At 69.6% G+C, this 15,438-nt stretch carries 14 protein-coding genes; 3 read left to right on the top strand and 11 right to left on the bottom strand.

Going from position 1 to position 15,438, the window contains the following annotated elements:
- Positions 1-138: 138 nt before the first annotated feature.
- The 8 genes from ACFVXE_RS23810 to ACFVXE_RS23775 form a co-directional block, all read right to left on the bottom strand.
- Positions 139-660 carry a GDSL-type esterase/lipase family protein gene (locus ACFVXE_RS23810; RefSeq protein ID WP_389673880.1) on the bottom strand — a complete coding sequence of 174 codons (522 nt, stop codon included), beginning with the start codon at positions 658-660 and terminating at the stop codon, positions 139-141.
- Between the two features lie 392 nt (positions 661-1,052).
- Positions 1,053-1,703, bottom strand: a complete 651-nt coding sequence (locus tag ACFVXE_RS23805) for a hypothetical protein (protein ID WP_389673878.1) — start codon at positions 1,701-1,703, stop codon at positions 1,053-1,055.
- Positions 1,704-1,828: 125 nt separating this feature from the next.
- Positions 1,829-2,983 (bottom strand): aldose epimerase family protein, encoded by a 1,155-nt coding sequence (locus tag ACFVXE_RS23800; RefSeq protein WP_389673876.1) that lies wholly within the window; start codon positions 2,981-2,983, stop codon positions 1,829-1,831.
- A 24-nt stretch (positions 2,984-3,007) separates the two neighbouring features.
- Complete coding sequence (gene mmsB, locus ACFVXE_RS23795) at positions 3,008-4,252, bottom strand: multiple monosaccharide ABC transporter permease (protein ID WP_389673874.1); 1,245 nt, start codon at positions 4,250-4,252, stop codon at positions 3,008-3,010.
- Complete coding sequence (gene mmsA, locus ACFVXE_RS23790; RefSeq protein WP_389673873.1) at positions 4,249-5,799, bottom strand: multiple monosaccharide ABC transporter ATP-binding protein; 1,551 nt, start codon at positions 5,797-5,799, stop codon at positions 4,249-4,251. The genes mmsB and mmsA overlap by 4 nt, the downstream gene beginning before the upstream one ends.
- A gap of 57 nt (positions 5,800-5,856) precedes the next feature.
- The gene (chvE, locus tag ACFVXE_RS23785) at positions 5,857-6,969 is read right to left on the bottom strand and encodes a multiple monosaccharide ABC transporter substrate-binding protein (RefSeq protein ID WP_389673871.1); all 1,113 of its coding nucleotides are present in this window, start codon (positions 6,967-6,969) and stop codon (positions 5,857-5,859) included.
- 4 nt (positions 6,970-6,973) lie between these two features.
- Positions 6,974-7,966: a hypothetical protein gene (locus tag ACFVXE_RS23780; RefSeq protein ID WP_389673869.1), complete on the bottom strand. Its 993-nt coding sequence runs from the start codon at positions 7,964-7,966 to the stop codon at positions 6,974-6,976.
- Positions 7,967-8,744: 778 nt separating this feature from the next.
- On the bottom strand, positions 8,745-9,854 hold the full coding sequence (locus ACFVXE_RS23775) for an NAD(+)/NADH kinase (protein WP_389673868.1): 1,110 nt from the start codon (positions 9,852-9,854) through the stop codon (positions 8,745-8,747).
- Positions 9,855-10,397: 543 nt separating this feature from the next.
- Between ACFVXE_RS23775 and ACFVXE_RS23770 the strand changes: the two genes are divergently transcribed.
- From ACFVXE_RS23770 to ACFVXE_RS23760, 3 genes are all read left to right on the top strand, one after another.
- Positions 10,398-11,192: an SDR family NAD(P)-dependent oxidoreductase gene (locus ACFVXE_RS23770; protein WP_389673867.1), complete on the top strand. Its 795-nt coding sequence runs from the start codon at positions 10,398-10,400 to the stop codon at positions 11,190-11,192.
- A 558-nt stretch (positions 11,193-11,750) separates the two neighbouring features.
- Positions 11,751-12,065, top strand: a complete 315-nt coding sequence (locus tag ACFVXE_RS23765) for a hypothetical protein (protein ID WP_389673866.1) — start codon at positions 11,751-11,753, stop codon at positions 12,063-12,065.
- Between the two features lie 53 nt (positions 12,066-12,118).
- Positions 12,119-12,406 (top strand): hypothetical protein, encoded by a 288-nt coding sequence (locus tag ACFVXE_RS23760; protein WP_389673865.1) that lies wholly within the window; start codon positions 12,119-12,121, stop codon positions 12,404-12,406.
- Positions 12,407-12,722: 316 nt separating this feature from the next.
- On the opposite strand, the gene ACFVXE_RS23755 is transcribed toward ACFVXE_RS23760, so the two are convergent.
- From ACFVXE_RS23755 to ACFVXE_RS23745, 3 genes are all read right to left on the bottom strand, one after another.
- The gene (locus ACFVXE_RS23755) at positions 12,723-13,277 is read right to left on the bottom strand and encodes a cysteine hydrolase family protein (protein ID WP_389673863.1); all 555 of its coding nucleotides are present in this window, start codon (positions 13,275-13,277) and stop codon (positions 12,723-12,725) included.
- Between the two features lie 95 nt (positions 13,278-13,372).
- On the bottom strand, positions 13,373-14,839 hold the full coding sequence (locus ACFVXE_RS23750) for an MFS transporter (protein WP_389673861.1): 1,467 nt from the start codon (positions 14,837-14,839) through the stop codon (positions 13,373-13,375).
- Complete coding sequence (locus tag ACFVXE_RS23745) at positions 14,836-15,294, bottom strand: MarR family winged helix-turn-helix transcriptional regulator (protein WP_389673860.1); 459 nt, start codon at positions 15,292-15,294, stop codon at positions 14,836-14,838. The genes ACFVXE_RS23750 and ACFVXE_RS23745 overlap by 4 nt, the downstream gene beginning before the upstream one ends.
- Positions 15,295-15,438: the final 144 nt, after the last annotated feature.

Below are 15,438 nucleotides of genomic sequence, written 5' to 3'. Positions count from 1 at the left end.
TGTTCCCCTACCCCCGCCCCGCCCACCCCCCGCCGCCCCCCCCCCGCCTCACCCCCCCCCCCCCGCCCCGCCGGGGGGGGGCGGCGCCCCCCCCCCCCCCCCACTTCCGTATCGGGGCCGTGAGTGCCCGGGATCGGGTCAGTCCAGGAGGTGGAGGGGTACGGCGTCGGCCATCGCCCCGGCTCCCACGTCGTTGGGGTGGAGATGGTCGCCGCTGTCGTAGCCGGGGAGGAGGCGTTGCGCGTCGGCCGGATCACGCAGGGCCTTGTCGAAGTCGATCGCGGCGTCGTACTCGCCGCCGGTGCGGATCCAGTGGTTGACCGCCTGTCGCGATGCTTCGTTCCGGGCGCTGTAGTAGCCGAAGGTGTTGTCCTTGAACGGCACGATCGTGCCGCCGTAGACCTTCATTCCGCGTGCGTGGGCACGGGCGATGAGCTGGCGGTGGGCATTGATGACGTCCTGCGCGGAGACCTTCTCCGACTCCGGGGCGACGGTGCCGGGATGGCCCAGATCGTTCACGCCGAGGTACGCGCCGCCGGGCTGGGCGGCGACGTCACGGTCGAAGCGGCGCAGTGCGCTCCGGCCGAAGTACGCCGTGAAGTTCTCGGCATCGGACCCTGCCGGAGGGTTGGGGTCGTGGAGGAGGCGCCGGATACGCACCTGGTCCCCACCGACGCTCAGGTGCACGGTCTGACGGATGGTCTGGTTCTCGAAGACGGTGGTGTCCGAGGGCGGAACGGCCGTGGGTGTGGTCGCCCAGGTGCCGACCCAGGTACCGGCGGCGTCGCGCTCGGCAGTGGGCCTCCGCGCAGTGGGCGCCGAGGCCGGGGCGGGTGCGGCAGGCGCGGAGTGTGCCGCAACCCGGGCCAGACGTGCGGCGCAGGGCCGAGCGCGCCTGCGCCCAGGAGACCCGCGCGTCCAGCGGGCCGGCGCCGCCGCCCACCCCTACCCGTATCGCGTGCGCGGCCCTGCGCACCGGCCCCCGGTCGCGCAGGCGTTCACCCAGGGCGACGCGCAGATCCGCCGCCGGCGAGACACCACGGCCGGGAACGTCACCGTCCGCGCAACCTGCCGGCGATCCGCCGGAGTGCTGCACCAGCACCGCCGCCACGGACCCGACCCTCGCCACTGCCCGGCAGGGAAACACGCCCCAGGAGAGCCACCGCCTCCACCCCGGCGTCCGTCGCCGGGCCGCCCGCCACCGCGGCCACCCGCAGCGGGGCCTCGGGGTCCAGCCCCAGCAGGCGCACCGCGCGGGCCCGGTCGGAAGCGTCCTCGCGCCCGGACAGCACCAGTTCGACCAGCGCCGGATCGGCGGGCGACGGCAGCCGGGTCCGCCGCGGCCGGCCCGCCAGCACCCGCGCCGCGATGGCCATCCATTCCAGGACCAGTTCGTCGAACGGGCCGGGCGCGCCGGCCCGCTCCAGCCAGACGCGTCCGGCGGGCTCCAGCTCGACCCGGCCGAAGACGTGCCCGGGTACGCCCGGAAGCGCGGTTCCGGCCGAACCGAACCGCGCGACACGGCCGTCGGGCAGCTCCAGCCCCGCGGCGCACCCGGCCAGCCCGGCAGTGGACCGGCTCAGGGACACCGGATCGAGGCCGCCGCCGAGCAACGCCTCGAAATGGGCGATCACACGGACGGCGGTGGCGGCGTCCGCGTCCAGCGCCGACAGCCGCAGCAGCAGTCCCTTCACGGCAGCCATTCTGAAGGGCATGGCCATGACGAACAGATCTCTGCACGCGGCGGCGGTCGCCGCGCGACGCCTCCGGACCCGCCCTGGAGTCAGGGGCCGGCTCCGGAGGCCGTGGCGGAGCGGACCGGTCGCCCTCAGCGCGCGGAGAATGCGTGGACCGTGCTGGTGCGGTACGTCTGCCCCGGGCGCAGCACCGTCGAGGGCCAGGACGGCTGGTTGGGGGAGTCCGGGAAGTGCTGGGTCTCCAGACACATTCCGTCGCCCTGCCGGTAGATCCTTCCCGAGGTGCCGACCAGCGTGCCGTCCAGGAAGTTGCCGGAGTAGAATTGCAGCCCCGGCTCGGTCGTGGACAGCTTCACCGTGCGGCCCGATGACGGGTCGCTCAGCGTCGCGATGTGTTCGGGCGCCGCGGTGACCCCCTTGTCCAGTACCCAGTTGTGGTCGATGCCCTGGCCGTACAGGAGTTGCTGGTGGCCGGCCCGGATGTCGGCACCCACCGTCTTGGCCCGGCGGAAGTCGAACGGGGTGCCCGCGACGCGTGCCAGTTCACCGGTCGGGATGAGGCCGGAGTCGACGGGCGTGTAGCGGGAGGCGGCGATGGCGAGTTCGTGGCCGTAGACCGTGCCGCTGCCCTCACCGGCGAGGTTCCAGTAGATGTGGTTGGTGAGGTTGACGACCGTCGGTCTGTCCGTCGTCGCCTCGTAGTCGATGTGCCAGTCGCCGCGTGCGGTGAGGGTGTACGTCACCTTCACCCCGAGCGTGCCGGGGTATCCCATCTCCCCGTCGATGCTCGTGTGGTGGAGGTGCAGGCCGACGCCCGTGGAGTCGCTGAACGGCTCGACGTCCCAGACCCGCGTGTTGAAGCCCTTGGCGCCGCCGTGCAGGCTGTTCTCGCCGTCGTTGACGGAGAGCTGGTAGGTGGTGCCGTCGAGGGTGAAGCGCCCCTTGGCGATGCGGTTGCCGTAGCGTCCGATGAGGGCGCCGAAGAAGGTGGTTCCGGCGGCGTATGCCTCGATGTTGTCGTAGCCGAGGGCGACGTTGGTACGACGGCCGTGGCGGTCGGGAATTTCCAGGGACTGGATGATCCCGCCGTAGGACAGGACCCGCATCCTGGTCCCGCCGTTCTCCAGCGTCCAGCGGTGCACCTTCGTGCCGTCGGCGAGCCTGCCGAAGAGCTCTTTCACCGGTGCACCGCGTCCGCCTGCCGCGTGGGCCGTTCCGACCGACGTGCTCGCTGCGAGCCCGGCGGCCGCGGCCGCCGCCAACACCGTGCGTCTGCTCGTGTCCATGTCGTACGGCTCCTTCATCAGTGGTTACGAACCGACCTTGCGCTTGTTCCACACGTCGAAGCCGACCGCCGCCAGCAGCACCAGGCCCTTGATGACCTGCTGCCAGTCGGAGCCGACCCCGACGAGGTTCATGCCGTTGTTGAGCACGCCCAGCACCAGACCGCCGATGATCGCGCCCAGTACGGTGCCGACGCCGCCGCTCATGGAGGCCCCGCCGATGAACGAGGCCGCGATCGCCTCGAGTTCGAAGTTGATGCCGGCCTTCGGGGAGGCGGCGTTGAAGCGGGCCGCGAAGACCAGGCCGGCCAGGGCAGCCATCATTCCCATGTTCAGGAAGACCAGGAAGACGACCTTCTTGTCCTTGACGCCGGACAGCTTGGCCGCCGGGAGATTGCCGCCGATCGCGTACACATGACGCCCGATGATCGCGTTGCGCATCACGTAGCCGAAGGCGACGACCAGGACGCCCAGGATCAGCAGGACCACCGGTGCGCCGTTGTAACTGGCCAGCAGCATGGTGAAGGTGAGCACCGCGGCGATCAGAGCGGTGAGCTTCAGGGCGAACAGCTTCACGGGCAGGACGGCCAGGGAGAATTCCTGCTGCCGCTTGCGGTCGCGCACCTCCTGGTAGACCACGAAGGCGATCAGCGCGAGTCCGAGCAACAGGGTGAGGTTGTGGTAATTGGTGTCCGGGCCGACCTCGGGCAGGAAGCCGTTGGCGACGGTCTGCAGGCCGTCCGGGAACGGGCCGACCGTCTGTCCCTTCAGGAAGATCTCCGTCAGACCTCGGAACAGGAGCATTCCGGCGAGGGTGACGATGAACGACGGTATGCCCAGGTACGCGATCAAGTAGCCCTGCATCGCGCCCGCGACGGCGCCGAGCAGCAGCACCAGCACGACGGCCAGCGGCCACGCCATCTTGTGGTCGACCATCAATACCGCGGCCGCCGCTCCGACGAACGCGGTGAGCGACCCGACCGAGAGGTCGATGTGGCCGGCGATGATGACGAGCATCATGCCGATCGCGAGAATCAGGATGTAGCTGTTCTGCAGCACCAGGTTGGAGACGTTGCGCGGCAGCAGCAGGTCACCGCTGGTCCACACGGCGAACAGGACGACGATCAGGCCGAGGGCGATCAGCATGCCGTACTGGCGCATGTTGCGGCGCAGCCCGTCCAGCACCAACTGGAACAGGCCGCCTCCGGCCCTGTCCTTGCCGCCGCCGGACGGGGTCGCCGCCGGGGTCTTGGCAGTCACATTCGCGCTCATCGCTCTTCCCTCTTGTCCTTGGTCATCTGGCGCATCAGCACTTCCTGCGTGGCCTCGGCCCGCGGGAATTCTCCGGTGAGCCGGCCGGCGGCCATCGTGTAGATGCGGTCGCACATACCGAGCAGTTCGGGAAGCTCGGAGGAGATGAAGACGACCGCCTTGCCCTCGGCGGCCAGCTTGTCGATCACGGTGTAGATCTCGTACTTCGCTCCCACGTCGATACCGCGGGTCGGCTCGTCCAGGATCAGCACATCGGGACCGGCGAAGATCCACTTGCTGAGGACGACCTTCTGCTGATTGCCACCGGAGAGCCTGCCGACCCGTTCGAAGACGTTGGGTGCCTTGATGTTCATGCTCGTCCGGAAGCCCTCGGCGACCCTGCGCTCCCCGTGCTCGTCGACGACGCCGCGGCTGGCGACCTTGGGCAGGGCACTCAGGGTGATGTTGCGGGTGATGGTGTCGATGAGGTTGAGCCCGTAGTGCTTGCGGTCCTCGGTGACGTAGGCGATGCCGTGCGCCACCGCTTCGGGGACGGTCTTCGTACGGATCTCCCTGCCGTCCTTGAGGACGGTGCCACCCGCGTAACGCCCGTACGTGCGGCCGAAGACACTCATCGCGAGCTCGGTGCGGCCCGCGCCCATCAGACCCGCTATGCCGACGATCTCGCCCCGGCGCACCTGGATCGAGACCGAGTCGACGACTTTGCGCTGCTGGTCGATCGGATGGCGTACGGTCCAGTCGCGGATCTCCAGCGCAGGGGCGCTGCCCTCCTCCGCCTCGTGCGGGGTGCGCTCGGGGAAGCGGTGTTCGAGGTCACGGCCGACCATGCCGTTGATGATCCGCTCCTCGGTGGTCTGGGCCGCCTTGACATCGAGGGTCTCGATGGAGCGCCCGTCACGGAGGATGGTCACCGAGTCGGCGACCCGCTCGATCTCGTTGAGCTTGTGCGAGATGATGATCGAGGTTATCCCCTGGTTCTTCAACTCCATGATGAGATCGAGGAGTTTGCCGCTGTCCTCGTCGTTGAGCGCGGCCGTCGGCTCATCGAGGATCAGCAGCTTCACCTCCTTGGACAACGCCTTGGCGATCTCGACGAGCTGCTGCTTGCCGACGCCGATGTCCGCGACCCTGGTCTCCGGGTGATCGCCGAGACCGACCCGCCTGAGCAGTTCGGTGGCGTGCCGCAGGGTGTCGCGCCAGCTGATCACACCGTGCTTGGCGTGCTCGTTGCCGAGGAAGATGTTCTCCGCGAGGGAGAGGTAGGGCACCAGGGCGAGTTCCTGGTGGATGATCACGATGCCGCGCTGTTCGCTCGCCCTGATGTCCTTGAAGTGGCAGGGCTCGCCCTGGAACAGGATCTCCCCTTCGTAACTCCCGTGCGGGTGGACGCCGGAGAGGACCTTCATGAGGGTTGACTTGCCGGCGCCGTTCTCCCCGCAGATGGCGTGGACCTCGCCCTCGCGGACGGTCAGGGAGACGTCGGAGAGCGCCTTGACGCCGGGGAAGGTCTTGACGATCGAGCGCATTTCCAGGACGGGTCCCGCCATGGTCGTGCCTTTCTGATCCGCGTTGCCGCTGCTGATGGGTGTGGTGGACCCGGTGAACTACTTGAGGTCGCCGGCCGTGTAGTAGCCGGTGTCGATGAGCTCCTTGGTGTAGTTGCTCTTGTCGACGTTCACCGGCTGCAGCAGGAACGAAGGCACGGTCTTCTTGCCGTTGTTGTACGACGTGGTGTCGTTGATCTCGGGCTTCTTGCCCGTCAGTGCCGCGTCCACCATGTTGGTGGCGACCTCGGCGAGCTTGCGGATGTCCTTGTAGACCGTCTGGTCCTGCTCACCCTTGATGATCGACTTCACCGAGGCGACCTCGGCGTCCTGACCGGTGACGATCGGCCACGGCTTGCTGGCCGTGCCGTAGTGGTCGGAGCGCAGCGAGGACAGGATGCCGATCGAGATGCCGTCGTACGGCGAGAGCACCGCGTCCACCCGGCCCTTGGTGTACGAGGACGTCAGCAGGTCGTCCATGCGCTTCTGCGCGGTTCCGCCGTCCCAGCGCAGGGTGGTGACCTGGTTGAGCTTGGTCTGCCCGGACTTGACGACCAGCTGCTTCTTGTCGATGTACGGCTGGAGGACCTTCATCGCGCCGTTGAAGAAGTACTGGGTGTTGTTGTCGTCGTTGGATCCGGCGAACAGCTCGATGTTGAACGGCCCCTTCTTGCTGCCGTCCGCGAGCCCCAGCTTGTCCACGATGTACGTGCCCTGGAGCGTGCCGACCTTCTCGTTGTCGAACGAGGCGTAGTAGTCGACATGTTCGGTTCCGAGGATGAGCCGGTCGTAGGAGATCACCGGGATGTGGGCGTCCGCGGCCTGTTGCAGCACGTTGTTCAGCGACTTGTTGTCGATGGCCGCGATGACCAGGGCCTTCACACCCTGCGTGATCATGTTCTCGATCTGCGACACCTGGGTGTCGGGGTTGTCCTCGCCGAACTGCAGCTTGGTCTTGTAACCGGCCGCCTCAAGGTCCTTGACCACGTTCTTGCCGTCGGCGATCCAGCGCTCGGACGACTGGGTCGGCATGGCGATACCGACGGTGCCGCCCTTGGCGCTCTCCTTGCTGGTGTCCTTGCTGCCACCCGAACCGCTCTGGCCGCAGGCGGTGAGGGAGAGGCACAGGGCGAGGGAGGTGGCGGCAACTGTCGTGAGGGTACGGATATTCATGGTCTCAGTCCTTGTCGGTCTCATCGTCGAGAACGGGGAAACGGCGGAGGCTGCCCGGCTGCCGGGAGCCGAGCGGCGACATTCCGCCCTCGGCCCCGTGCCGGGCCAGCAGGTCGAGCGCGAGGCGTCCCCGGCGGACGCGTTCGCGCGCGGTGTTGAGGGTGTGGTCGCGCAGTTGCGCGCCGTAGGGGTAGATGCCGGGGGACTTGGAGAGCCCGAACTTGAGATAGATCGGGGCACCGCGCCGGATCAGCTCGGCCGCCTCGTACATCCGGACGTAGCCACCGAGGTCGTCCGGGGCCTCGATGTAGAGGTCCATGGGGGTCCTGGAAACCCGCCGGATCTCGGTGAAGTGAGCGAGCGTCAGGTCGGAGGGGATGTTGATGGAGTCCGCGCCCAGATGCTCGTACACCGCGTAGGAGGCCGGGTTGACCGGCCCGATCAACGCGGAGACCTTGAGTGTGGTGTCGGCGGGCAGCACGCCGCGTGCCCGCAGCCGGTGCAGCGTCCAGAGCACGCCCTCATCGGCGACGAGCAAGCAGGTGACTCCCAACTCCGTCGCGCGCAGGGCGTCTTCGACACAGCCGGCCAGTGCGTCATGGCCGCGTGCGCGCAGCCCGGCGCCGCCGGAGTCGGTACGCGTGGAGCCGCCTATGTCCCAGGTGCCGCGTGGTCCGGTGAAGAGGCAGAGCTCGATGTCGCGCTCGGCGCAGGCCTCTGCCATCTCGGTGATCTCGGCGTCGGTGAGCATCCACACGCCGCTGCCCTGACTGATGCGATGGACGGGAACGTCGAGGCGGGCCGACTCCTTCAGTACGACAGCCAGCGCCTCGGGGCCCTCCACGGAGGGGATCTCGGTGCGCCAGGTGCCGCCGTCGGGGAAGGTGTGCGGCGAGGAGTCGGCGGGGTTGTCGGCGGCTGCCGCGAGGCCGAGCTCGGCAAGAGCGGATTCGCCGGGACGACGGGCCCTTGAGGCGATGGTCACGTGACTCCTCATGGTTGTTCGGTATTTCGTACGCAGTTCGGCAACCACGGCACGGGACTGCCCCGCCACGGACGGCCGCTCACCGCGGGTCCCGGGACCGCCACTGCCCACCGGGGCGACCACGGAAGAGAGGTTCTTCCTGGCGCGTTCCCGTGGGACCGCTGGTTCCGGGTCCGACGATCCGGCCCCATGGGCCCGTGTGGAGCCGCACACGCGCGGGGTCACGCCAGGACGCACCGCTGGCGTGGGTGGTGATTCCCTTGGTGCGCAAGACAGTTACCCCCGGAGTCGTTCGGCATTTCGTCACATGTTCGAAATGCTGGCGTGAACTTATTCGCGGACGGCAGGCAGCGTCAATGGTCCTGCACCGGTCGATTTCACCGGCGCAGCAGGGGTGTTGACGGGAAGCGGGCCGAACGGCAGGCTCTCGTCAGCCGAAATACCGTCAAGCGTCCGACATCTCGAACCGCCTGTCGCGCCCGGCGAGGAATTCGTCCCTGCCACGGCGCGCTGTCCGGTCCGAGCAAGGTCACCACCGACGATCCCGGAAAGAGTTTCCTCGACGCGGCAGGGAGCGATCCCGGCTCCACCCCACGTACGACATCGGCGGAGCGGACGGGATGGACGGCGTGCCGCCCCACCGGCCGGTTCCTGCCGGGTGTTCCCCCGCGGACACGAACACTCTCACCGCCCGGAGTACCTCACTCCCGGGCCTCCCGGATCACCGGCCAGGACTGCGCCTACTCCTGTTCCTGCCCGCCCTGCTCGGTCGCCGTCCCGGAGATCGACGTCAACCCTGCGAGCTGCCGGCCGGCCCGGGCCGGTCCGCGCCGGCGTCCTCCCTGCCCGCAGGGGAGAAATGGAGATGAGCCAGGTCGTGCGGGATCGGGGCGTCGGGGCGGAAAAGGGGGGCACTCTCCCCGTCGGCGGCCGTGGCCGGCGCATCCGTGAGGCGGAGACGGGTGCGCAGCCGCCCGTAGAAGTCGTGCCGGCCGAGCCGGACGATCCGCAGGCGGCGCGGTGCCGCATACACTCCGAGCCAGTCCCCGGCGTCCAGCACGCCGCGCAGTTGGCCGTCGATCGTCACCGCGCCCTGCCCGGAGTGGGGCAGCACCCGGACCGCGATCGGTTCGTCCGGCGCGGCGACCACGGTGCGGTTGAACGTCATGTGCGCCGCGACGGGCGTGAAGATGACGGCGTCCGCGCGTGGTGAGATCACCGGGCCGCCCGCGGCGAAACTGTAGGCGGTCGAGCCGGTGGGGGTGGCCATGATGACGGCGTCGGCCGAGTAGGAGGCGAGGAGCCGGCCTCCGATGTAGACCCCGAGACTCACCTGCCGGTCGCGTGCGAGCTTCTCCACGACGACGTCGTTGAGCGCGGTGACGTCCAGTGCCACGCCCCAGCCCTCCGCCTCCGTCTCCGCCTCACGGTCGACCTGGGGAGGCGGCAGCATCGGACGCCGCCCGTAGCCCATCAGGGCGTCGATGTCCTTGGGCACTTCGAGCACCCGGGAAGCCCGCATCGTCAACGTCATGCGCTCCTCGACCACCGCCCTCCCGGTGTGGACGGCGTCGAGCGCCCGGACGACGTCCTCGACCGGCACCTCGGTCAGGAAGCCGACGCGGCCCAGGTCGATCCCGAGGACGGCGCCGTCGTTCTTGGCGGCGATCCTCGCCCCGCGCAGAAATGTCCCGTCGCCGCCGAGCGTCACGATCAGATCAGGGTTGCCCGCGACATCGGACTCCTCCCGCCCGCCGCGCCGGCGTTCGTCGTCCCGCCACACGTCGATGTCCGTGCAGGGAATACCTTCACCGACACACCACTCGCGTACGATGCACGCCGCGGCCACAGCCTCGGGACGGCCCTGGTGGACGACGATTCCCACCCGCTCGACACTCATGTCGGTCCAACTCCCCGCGTCGCGACGATGCCCTGACCCACCATGGCGTCCCCGCCGGTGCGTCGGCCGGTCGCCGTGCCGACACACCGCTGCCCGTCAGGCGATCGGGCCCACCCCGCCCCTGCCGGCCCGGGTGCGTCCACCGCGCGGCCGCGTCGTCCCGCTCGGTCTCCCGGCCCTGGTCCGGGTGGGGATCCGCGTACGCGGTCGGGGCGCGGGAAATCGGCGGGGGACGGGCCCGGTGGGAGACCTGCCGTCACCCGTCAGGGTCTTTCCCCGTCCGCTGTACGCGCCCCGTGGTCACCGCCGGCCCTCGAAGCGGAAGGATCAGCACCATGGGCATTCCCGCGCCGGACGTCTCGCTCGGCAACGGTGTTGTGACGCCCGACCCGCCGGTTGTGCCCTCGTCCGGATGCCCGACGAGGAGACCGCCACCACCGGCCCCGCCGATCCGGGCTGTGCTCCCGCCCGCCGGCCGTCTCGTCAGGGACACCGCCATCTCCGGACCGTGTCCGCACCGAACCATGTGAATGAGGAGAAACCGTGCTCATCGATCTCACCGGCAGGACCGCGCTCGTCACCGGATCGACGCAAGGCATCGGTTACGCCATTGCCGCAGGACTGGCCCGCGCCGGCGCCCGTGTAGCGGTCAACGGACGCCGCCCGCAGTCCGTGGACGATGCCATCGAGAAACTGCGGCAGGAGACCGGCCGTGACACCTTTCTCGCCTCACCCGGCGACATCAGCACCGATGACGGTGCCCGGCAGGTGATCGAAGCGGCCCCGGACACAGACATCCTCGTCAACAATCTGGGCATTTTCGGCGCCACCCCTCCCCTGGAGATCAGCGACGACGAGTGGCGCCGGTACTACGAAGTGAATGTTATGACCGCGGTCAGGATGATCCGCGCCCACCTCCCCGCCATGAAGGGCCGTTCCTGGGGCCGCATCCTGAACATCGCGAGCGATGCGGCCGTGGTCACTCCGGTGGAGATGATCCATTACGGCGTTTCCAAGACCGCGCTCCTGGCCGTCACGCGGGGCTTCGCCAAGGACGCCGCCGGTACCGGAGTCACCGTCAACTCGATCATCGCCGGACCGACCCGCACCGGTGGCATCGAGAAGTTCGTCCACGACCTCGTGGGATCCGGTCTGCCCTGGGACCAGGCGCAGCGGGAGTTCATGGTCAAGCACCGGCCCCAGTCGCTTCTGCAGAGACTGATCGAGCCGGAGGAGATCGCGAACCTGGCCGTGTATCTCAGCTCGGACCTCGCCTCGGCCACGACGGGCGGAGCCGTGCGCGCGGACGGCGGTTACGTCGACTCCATCCTCCCCTGACGGGTCGGCGACACCGGAGACCCGCAGCCGCCGGTCCTGCGATCCCCGAGCCCGCCACCACTCTCCCGGCGACGCTGCCTCGGCGTCCGTGTCGCCGAGGCGGCGCCACCGGCCCGGAGTGGGGCGGACCGGGCGAAAGGGCTGCACACCGGGGCCGACACAGTTCGAAATGACATGGTCATGGAAATTTCACCGCTCGAGGTCTACCCGCATAGACCCCGTGACGTCATTCTGGTTCCGCACGCCCGACCGGCACCCCCCACCGTCAGGAGAGCGCCACGCACCCGCGCCCGGAGCCGCACCGCGGCAGGACATCCACGTCGCCGCCGCTCCGCCGACGCCGGGGATCCGCGTGATCCGCCCCGACCCGGTCCGCGGTCCCGGCGGGACCGTGACATCGCGCGCAGCGCGTCATGCGCACCCACCCACGGCGGCGACCGCCCCACGGCCCGTCGTCGCCCGCACCGGCGGGCCCGCCTCCGCCGGCATCCGAACGGCCGCCACCCCTCCGCTCGGAAGACCCGACCAGCATTCCCACGCGACACGAGAGGACGAACGATGAGAATCGCGACAAAGGCACTGGCGGCGGCAGCTGCTGCCGCCGCTTTGACAGTGGGATCCCAGGTGTCCACGGAGGCGGTGGTGCCCCCCGAGCACGCGGTGATCGTGTGTCAGAGCGCGAGCTTCTATGCCAACTACGACAGCTCCTCGGGGCCCACCGGGCTGATCCGCGTGCTGGGCTACGGCAACAAGGTCGGCCACACCCGTGGCGCCCATCCCGTCTACAACGGCTGGGCCGCCACCTTCGACTTCGGCAAGGGTGACTGGGGCTACGTCCGAAACGAATGCCTCGGCGGCTACGACTCCTGGTAGACATCGCGCCGCATCGCTCAGCTCCCCAACCGATTCCAGGGAAGGAACTCGCCATGCCCGCACTCCGAACCGTCCGAGCAGCCGTGACCGTGGTGGCCCTGTCCGCCGGCCTGCTGCTGGCCGCGGGGCCGGCCCAGGCGGCCGACGGAACCGTCGGCCAACGCGAAACCGTCTGCGCCCAGGACCTGTTCGTGCGCACCGATCCGGGCGGGGCCTGGATGGGGACCCTCTACTCGGGCCAGACCTTCACCGTGGAGCGCAAGCAGAGCGGATGGGCGTACGGATTCGCCTACGGCGACATCAACCGTCACGGCTGGGTCCAGGACGGCTGGTTCTGCTGACCACCGTCCGGCTGCCACATCCCCGCACCGGGGCGCCCGGCCACACCCCGGGCGCCCCGGTGCGGTGAGGGACCCATGGACGTGGCCGGCGGCCGTATCCGTGTCAGGTGAGTGTTCGGCGCCTCTGCCGGTGGTCGGGCAACACCTCGGGAGTCTCCCCCGGAGCGCAGCATCAGGCGCACGGAACGGCGTTCCCCGTCCGCCGGCGACGGCACACACCAGGAGCCCACCGCGACGGCGAGCGACCCGGGCGGAACCGGAGCGTCCCTCGGACCGCCGGGGCACCCCGGCTCGCCGGTCCGCGGACGGCGGGTCGTCAGGCGAGAGCGGAGATCCAGGCGTCGACGGTGGTGACGTCGGCCTGGCGCGGGAAGACCTTCTCGGTCAGCACCCGGTGGACCTCGGGGTCGGCGTCGCCGCAGCCGTCGGCGAGGACGGTGAGGCGGTAGTCGAGGTCGGCGGCCTGACGGAGGGTCGACAGGACGACGCCGCTGGTGGCGAGGCCGGTCAGAATCAGGTGGTCGATGGCGCCACCGCGCAGTACGAGGTCGAGGTCGCTTCCCGTGAAGGCGCTGACGCGCTTCTTGGTGACGATGCTCTCACCGGGCAGGGGCACGACGTCGGGGTGGATGGCGGCTCCCGGGTCGGCGTCGGTGAAGGCTCCGTCGGGCAGGGCGCTGAAGGACGGGCTGGACTTGGTCTCGGGGTGGCCGGGGCGGAGGCCGACGACGACGTGCACCACGGGTACGCCCGCGGTGCGGGCCGCTGTGACGGCGCGTGCGAGGCGGGACGTGTAGGCAGGGTCGTGGTCGGGAAGGCGGTCGACGATGGCCTGCTGGACATCCATCACGAGCAGTGCGGAGTTGGTCACGGTTCTTCCTCGGCGTTTCGGGGTGGATCGGGGTCGCCGTGCGCGGCGGGGCGCCGCGGGGCGAGTCCTGTCGGGCGGGGGCCCGGAGGTCTCGGTCACCGGCCGGTGTCCTGGAGTTCGGTCCCGGCGGTGGTGTCGTTCACGCCTGGCGCGCCGACGCGGCGCAGGGAGCGGTCGGCGACCGTCACCCCGAGGGAGAGGGCACTGACGGCGAGCATGAAGGCAGCGAGATGGTGCAGGCCGCCGGTATCGGCGCGTTGCCCGAAGAAGGCGCCGTCGGCCGCGGAGGCGATGATGGCGCCGAGGTAGCCGAAGGTGCGCAGCAGCCCGGCGGAGGAGCCCATGCGTTCGGCGTCGGCCTGGTGGAAGACCGCGTTCTGCAGGGCGAGGCTGTTCAGACCCTGTGGAACTCCGAGGACGAACACGACGGCCAGAAGCATCCACAGGGGACTGTGAGCGTGCAGGAGGAGGAGCAGGGCGCAGGCCACGATCTGGCCGACGGCGCCGACCAGGAGCTTGCCGCGGATGGCCTGACGGCGTCCGGTCAGGGTGGAGACGACGATCGCGGTGGCGAACAGAGGGAGTTGCACCAAGCCGGCCTGGGACGCGGACAGTCCGCGTCCCTGCTCCGTCCACTGGGTGTAGCCGTACAGGAAGGCATAACTGACGACGTAGGAGAGCAGGGCCCGGGCGTAGGTGGCGAGGAGCGACAGGTTACCGCCAAGAACGCGTACGTCGATGAAGGGCTGCCGCGCTCTCAGCTCGCGCCAGGTGAAACCGGCTGCCGCGGCGACTGCCGGTATCGGCAGGTACCAGTGGCCGCCACCGGGGTTCATGAGGAACAACAGGAGACAGACGAGGGCCAGGGCGAACAGGCCCATGCCCGGCAGATCCAGGTCGCTCACGGGGTGGCGGCCGGAGTCTCGCCGGGAAGGGCGAGTCGCAGGGAGGCGGCGGGCGCCGAGAAACAGGCCGGCTATCGCCAGCGGGATGTTGACGGCCAGGGTCGCGCGCCAGCCGCCGATGCCGATCAGCAGACCGCCGAGGCTGGGGCCGATGACGGCGATGGTCTGCGTGGTGACGGCAAGGGCGGTGAGAACGCCGGCAGGACTCTCCCGGCCGGTGCGTCCGGCCTCGCTCCGAATGAGGTACATGGCTGCCGGATAGCCGGAGCAGGTGCCGAAGCCGAGGAGGACCCGTGCGGCGATGAGCACGCCGAGGTTGGGGGCGAGCATGCCGACGACGCCGGCGATGCCGGTCAGCGCCGTCCCGGCCAGGAACAGACGGCGGGGGCCGAAGAGGTCGATCAGCCGTCCCACGACGGGTTGCCCGATGGAGGTGGCCAGGTAGAGGGCGGAGATCAGCCACGCCGTCTGCGAGGGAGGGGCACCGAAAGCGGCGCCGATCGGCACCAACGAGACCGAGAGGATCGATGAGTTGACCGGGTTGAGCAGCGATCCGAGCATCATCGGGGCCAGCAGGCGCCGGTCGAAGCCGTTCGCCGACTCCTTGGCTCCGCCGGAGCATATCCGGCGCAGTATCCGGATCGGGTTGCCGGTCATGAGCGGACGATGCGTTCCAGTAGGGCCGCCGCCTCGATGAGGGTGCGGCGCTCCTCCTCCGTGCACCTGTCCTCCAGGGCCCGGGTCAGCCAGCCCTCACCGGCCAGGCGCCGGTCCTCGAGGAAGGCGTGGCCGCCCTCGGTGACGAAGACCAGTTGGCGGCGGCCGTCCTCGGGGTCCGGGCGGCGGGAGACGAGGCCGCGCTCCACGAGAACGCCGACGGTGGCGGCCACCGACTGGTGCCGGACGCGTTCGGCGGCCGCCAGGTCGCTGACCGACGCCTCGCCGTCCTTGTCCAATCGGCTGAGCACGGAGGTCTGGGAAGGGGTGAGGTCACCGGGGTCGTAGGTCTCGCGCATCCGGCGTTTCAGCCGGCTGAAGACCACACGGACCTCACGGGCCGCGCGGGCGGCTGATTCGGAAACGCCATCAGTGGGGCCGACTGTCTCACGCATATGCGCAGGCTAACTTGCGCAGGCTGGGCTGCGCAAATTCCCCGCATCGGCGGAACCGGTCCCGTCGACAGCCCAGCTCCGGCGTCGACACCGACACCCGCCGACACCACGATGCGAAACATACCGATTTACCCGCTACGTCCG

The sequence above is a fragment of the Streptomyces sp. NPDC058231 genome (assembly GCF_042882275.1).
Lineage (GTDB): Bacteria > Actinomycetota > Actinomycetes > Streptomycetales > Streptomycetaceae > Streptomyces.
The sequence above is the reverse complement of the archived record's forward strand: the minus strand, read 5'-3'. Positions and strand labels throughout refer to the sequence as shown.

Excerpts from the sequence above, each read along its gene's own strand:
- ACFVXE_RS23805 (WP_389673878.1), bottom strand. The coding sequence starts at position 1,703 with ATGGCTGCCGTGAAGGGACTGCTGCTGCGGCTGTCGGCGCTGGACGCG.
- ACFVXE_RS23800 (WP_389673876.1), bottom strand. The coding sequence starts at position 2,983 with ATGGACACGAGCAGACGCACGGTGTTGGCGGCGGCCGCGGCCGCCGGG.
- mmsB (WP_389673874.1), bottom strand. The coding sequence starts at position 4,252 with ATGAGCGCGAATGTGACTGCCAAGACCCCGGCGGCGACCCCGTCCGGC.
- mmsA (WP_389673873.1), bottom strand. The coding sequence starts at position 5,799 with ATGGCGGGACCCGTCCTGGAAATGCGCTCGATCGTCAAGACCTTCCCC.
- chvE (WP_389673871.1), bottom strand. The coding sequence starts at position 6,969 with ATGAATATCCGTACCCTCACGACAGTTGCCGCCACCTCCCTCGCCCTG.
- ACFVXE_RS23780 (WP_389673869.1), bottom strand. The coding sequence starts at position 7,966 with ATGAGGAGTCACGTGACCATCGCCTCAAGGGCCCGTCGTCCCGGCGAA.
- ACFVXE_RS23775 (WP_389673868.1), bottom strand. The coding sequence starts at position 9,854 with ATGAGTGTCGAGCGGGTGGGAATCGTCGTCCACCAGGGCCGTCCCGAG.
- ACFVXE_RS23765 (WP_389673866.1), top strand. The coding sequence starts at position 11,751 with ATGAGAATCGCGACAAAGGCACTGGCGGCGGCAGCTGCTGCCGCCGCT.
- ACFVXE_RS23760 (WP_389673865.1), top strand. The coding sequence starts at position 12,119 with ATGCCCGCACTCCGAACCGTCCGAGCAGCCGTGACCGTGGTGGCCCTG.
- ACFVXE_RS23750 (WP_389673861.1), bottom strand. The coding sequence starts at position 14,839 with ATGACCGGCAACCCGATCCGGATACTGCGCCGGATATGCTCCGGCGGA.
- ACFVXE_RS23745 (WP_389673860.1), bottom strand. The coding sequence starts at position 15,294 with ATGCGTGAGACAGTCGGCCCCACTGATGGCGTTTCCGAATCAGCCGCC.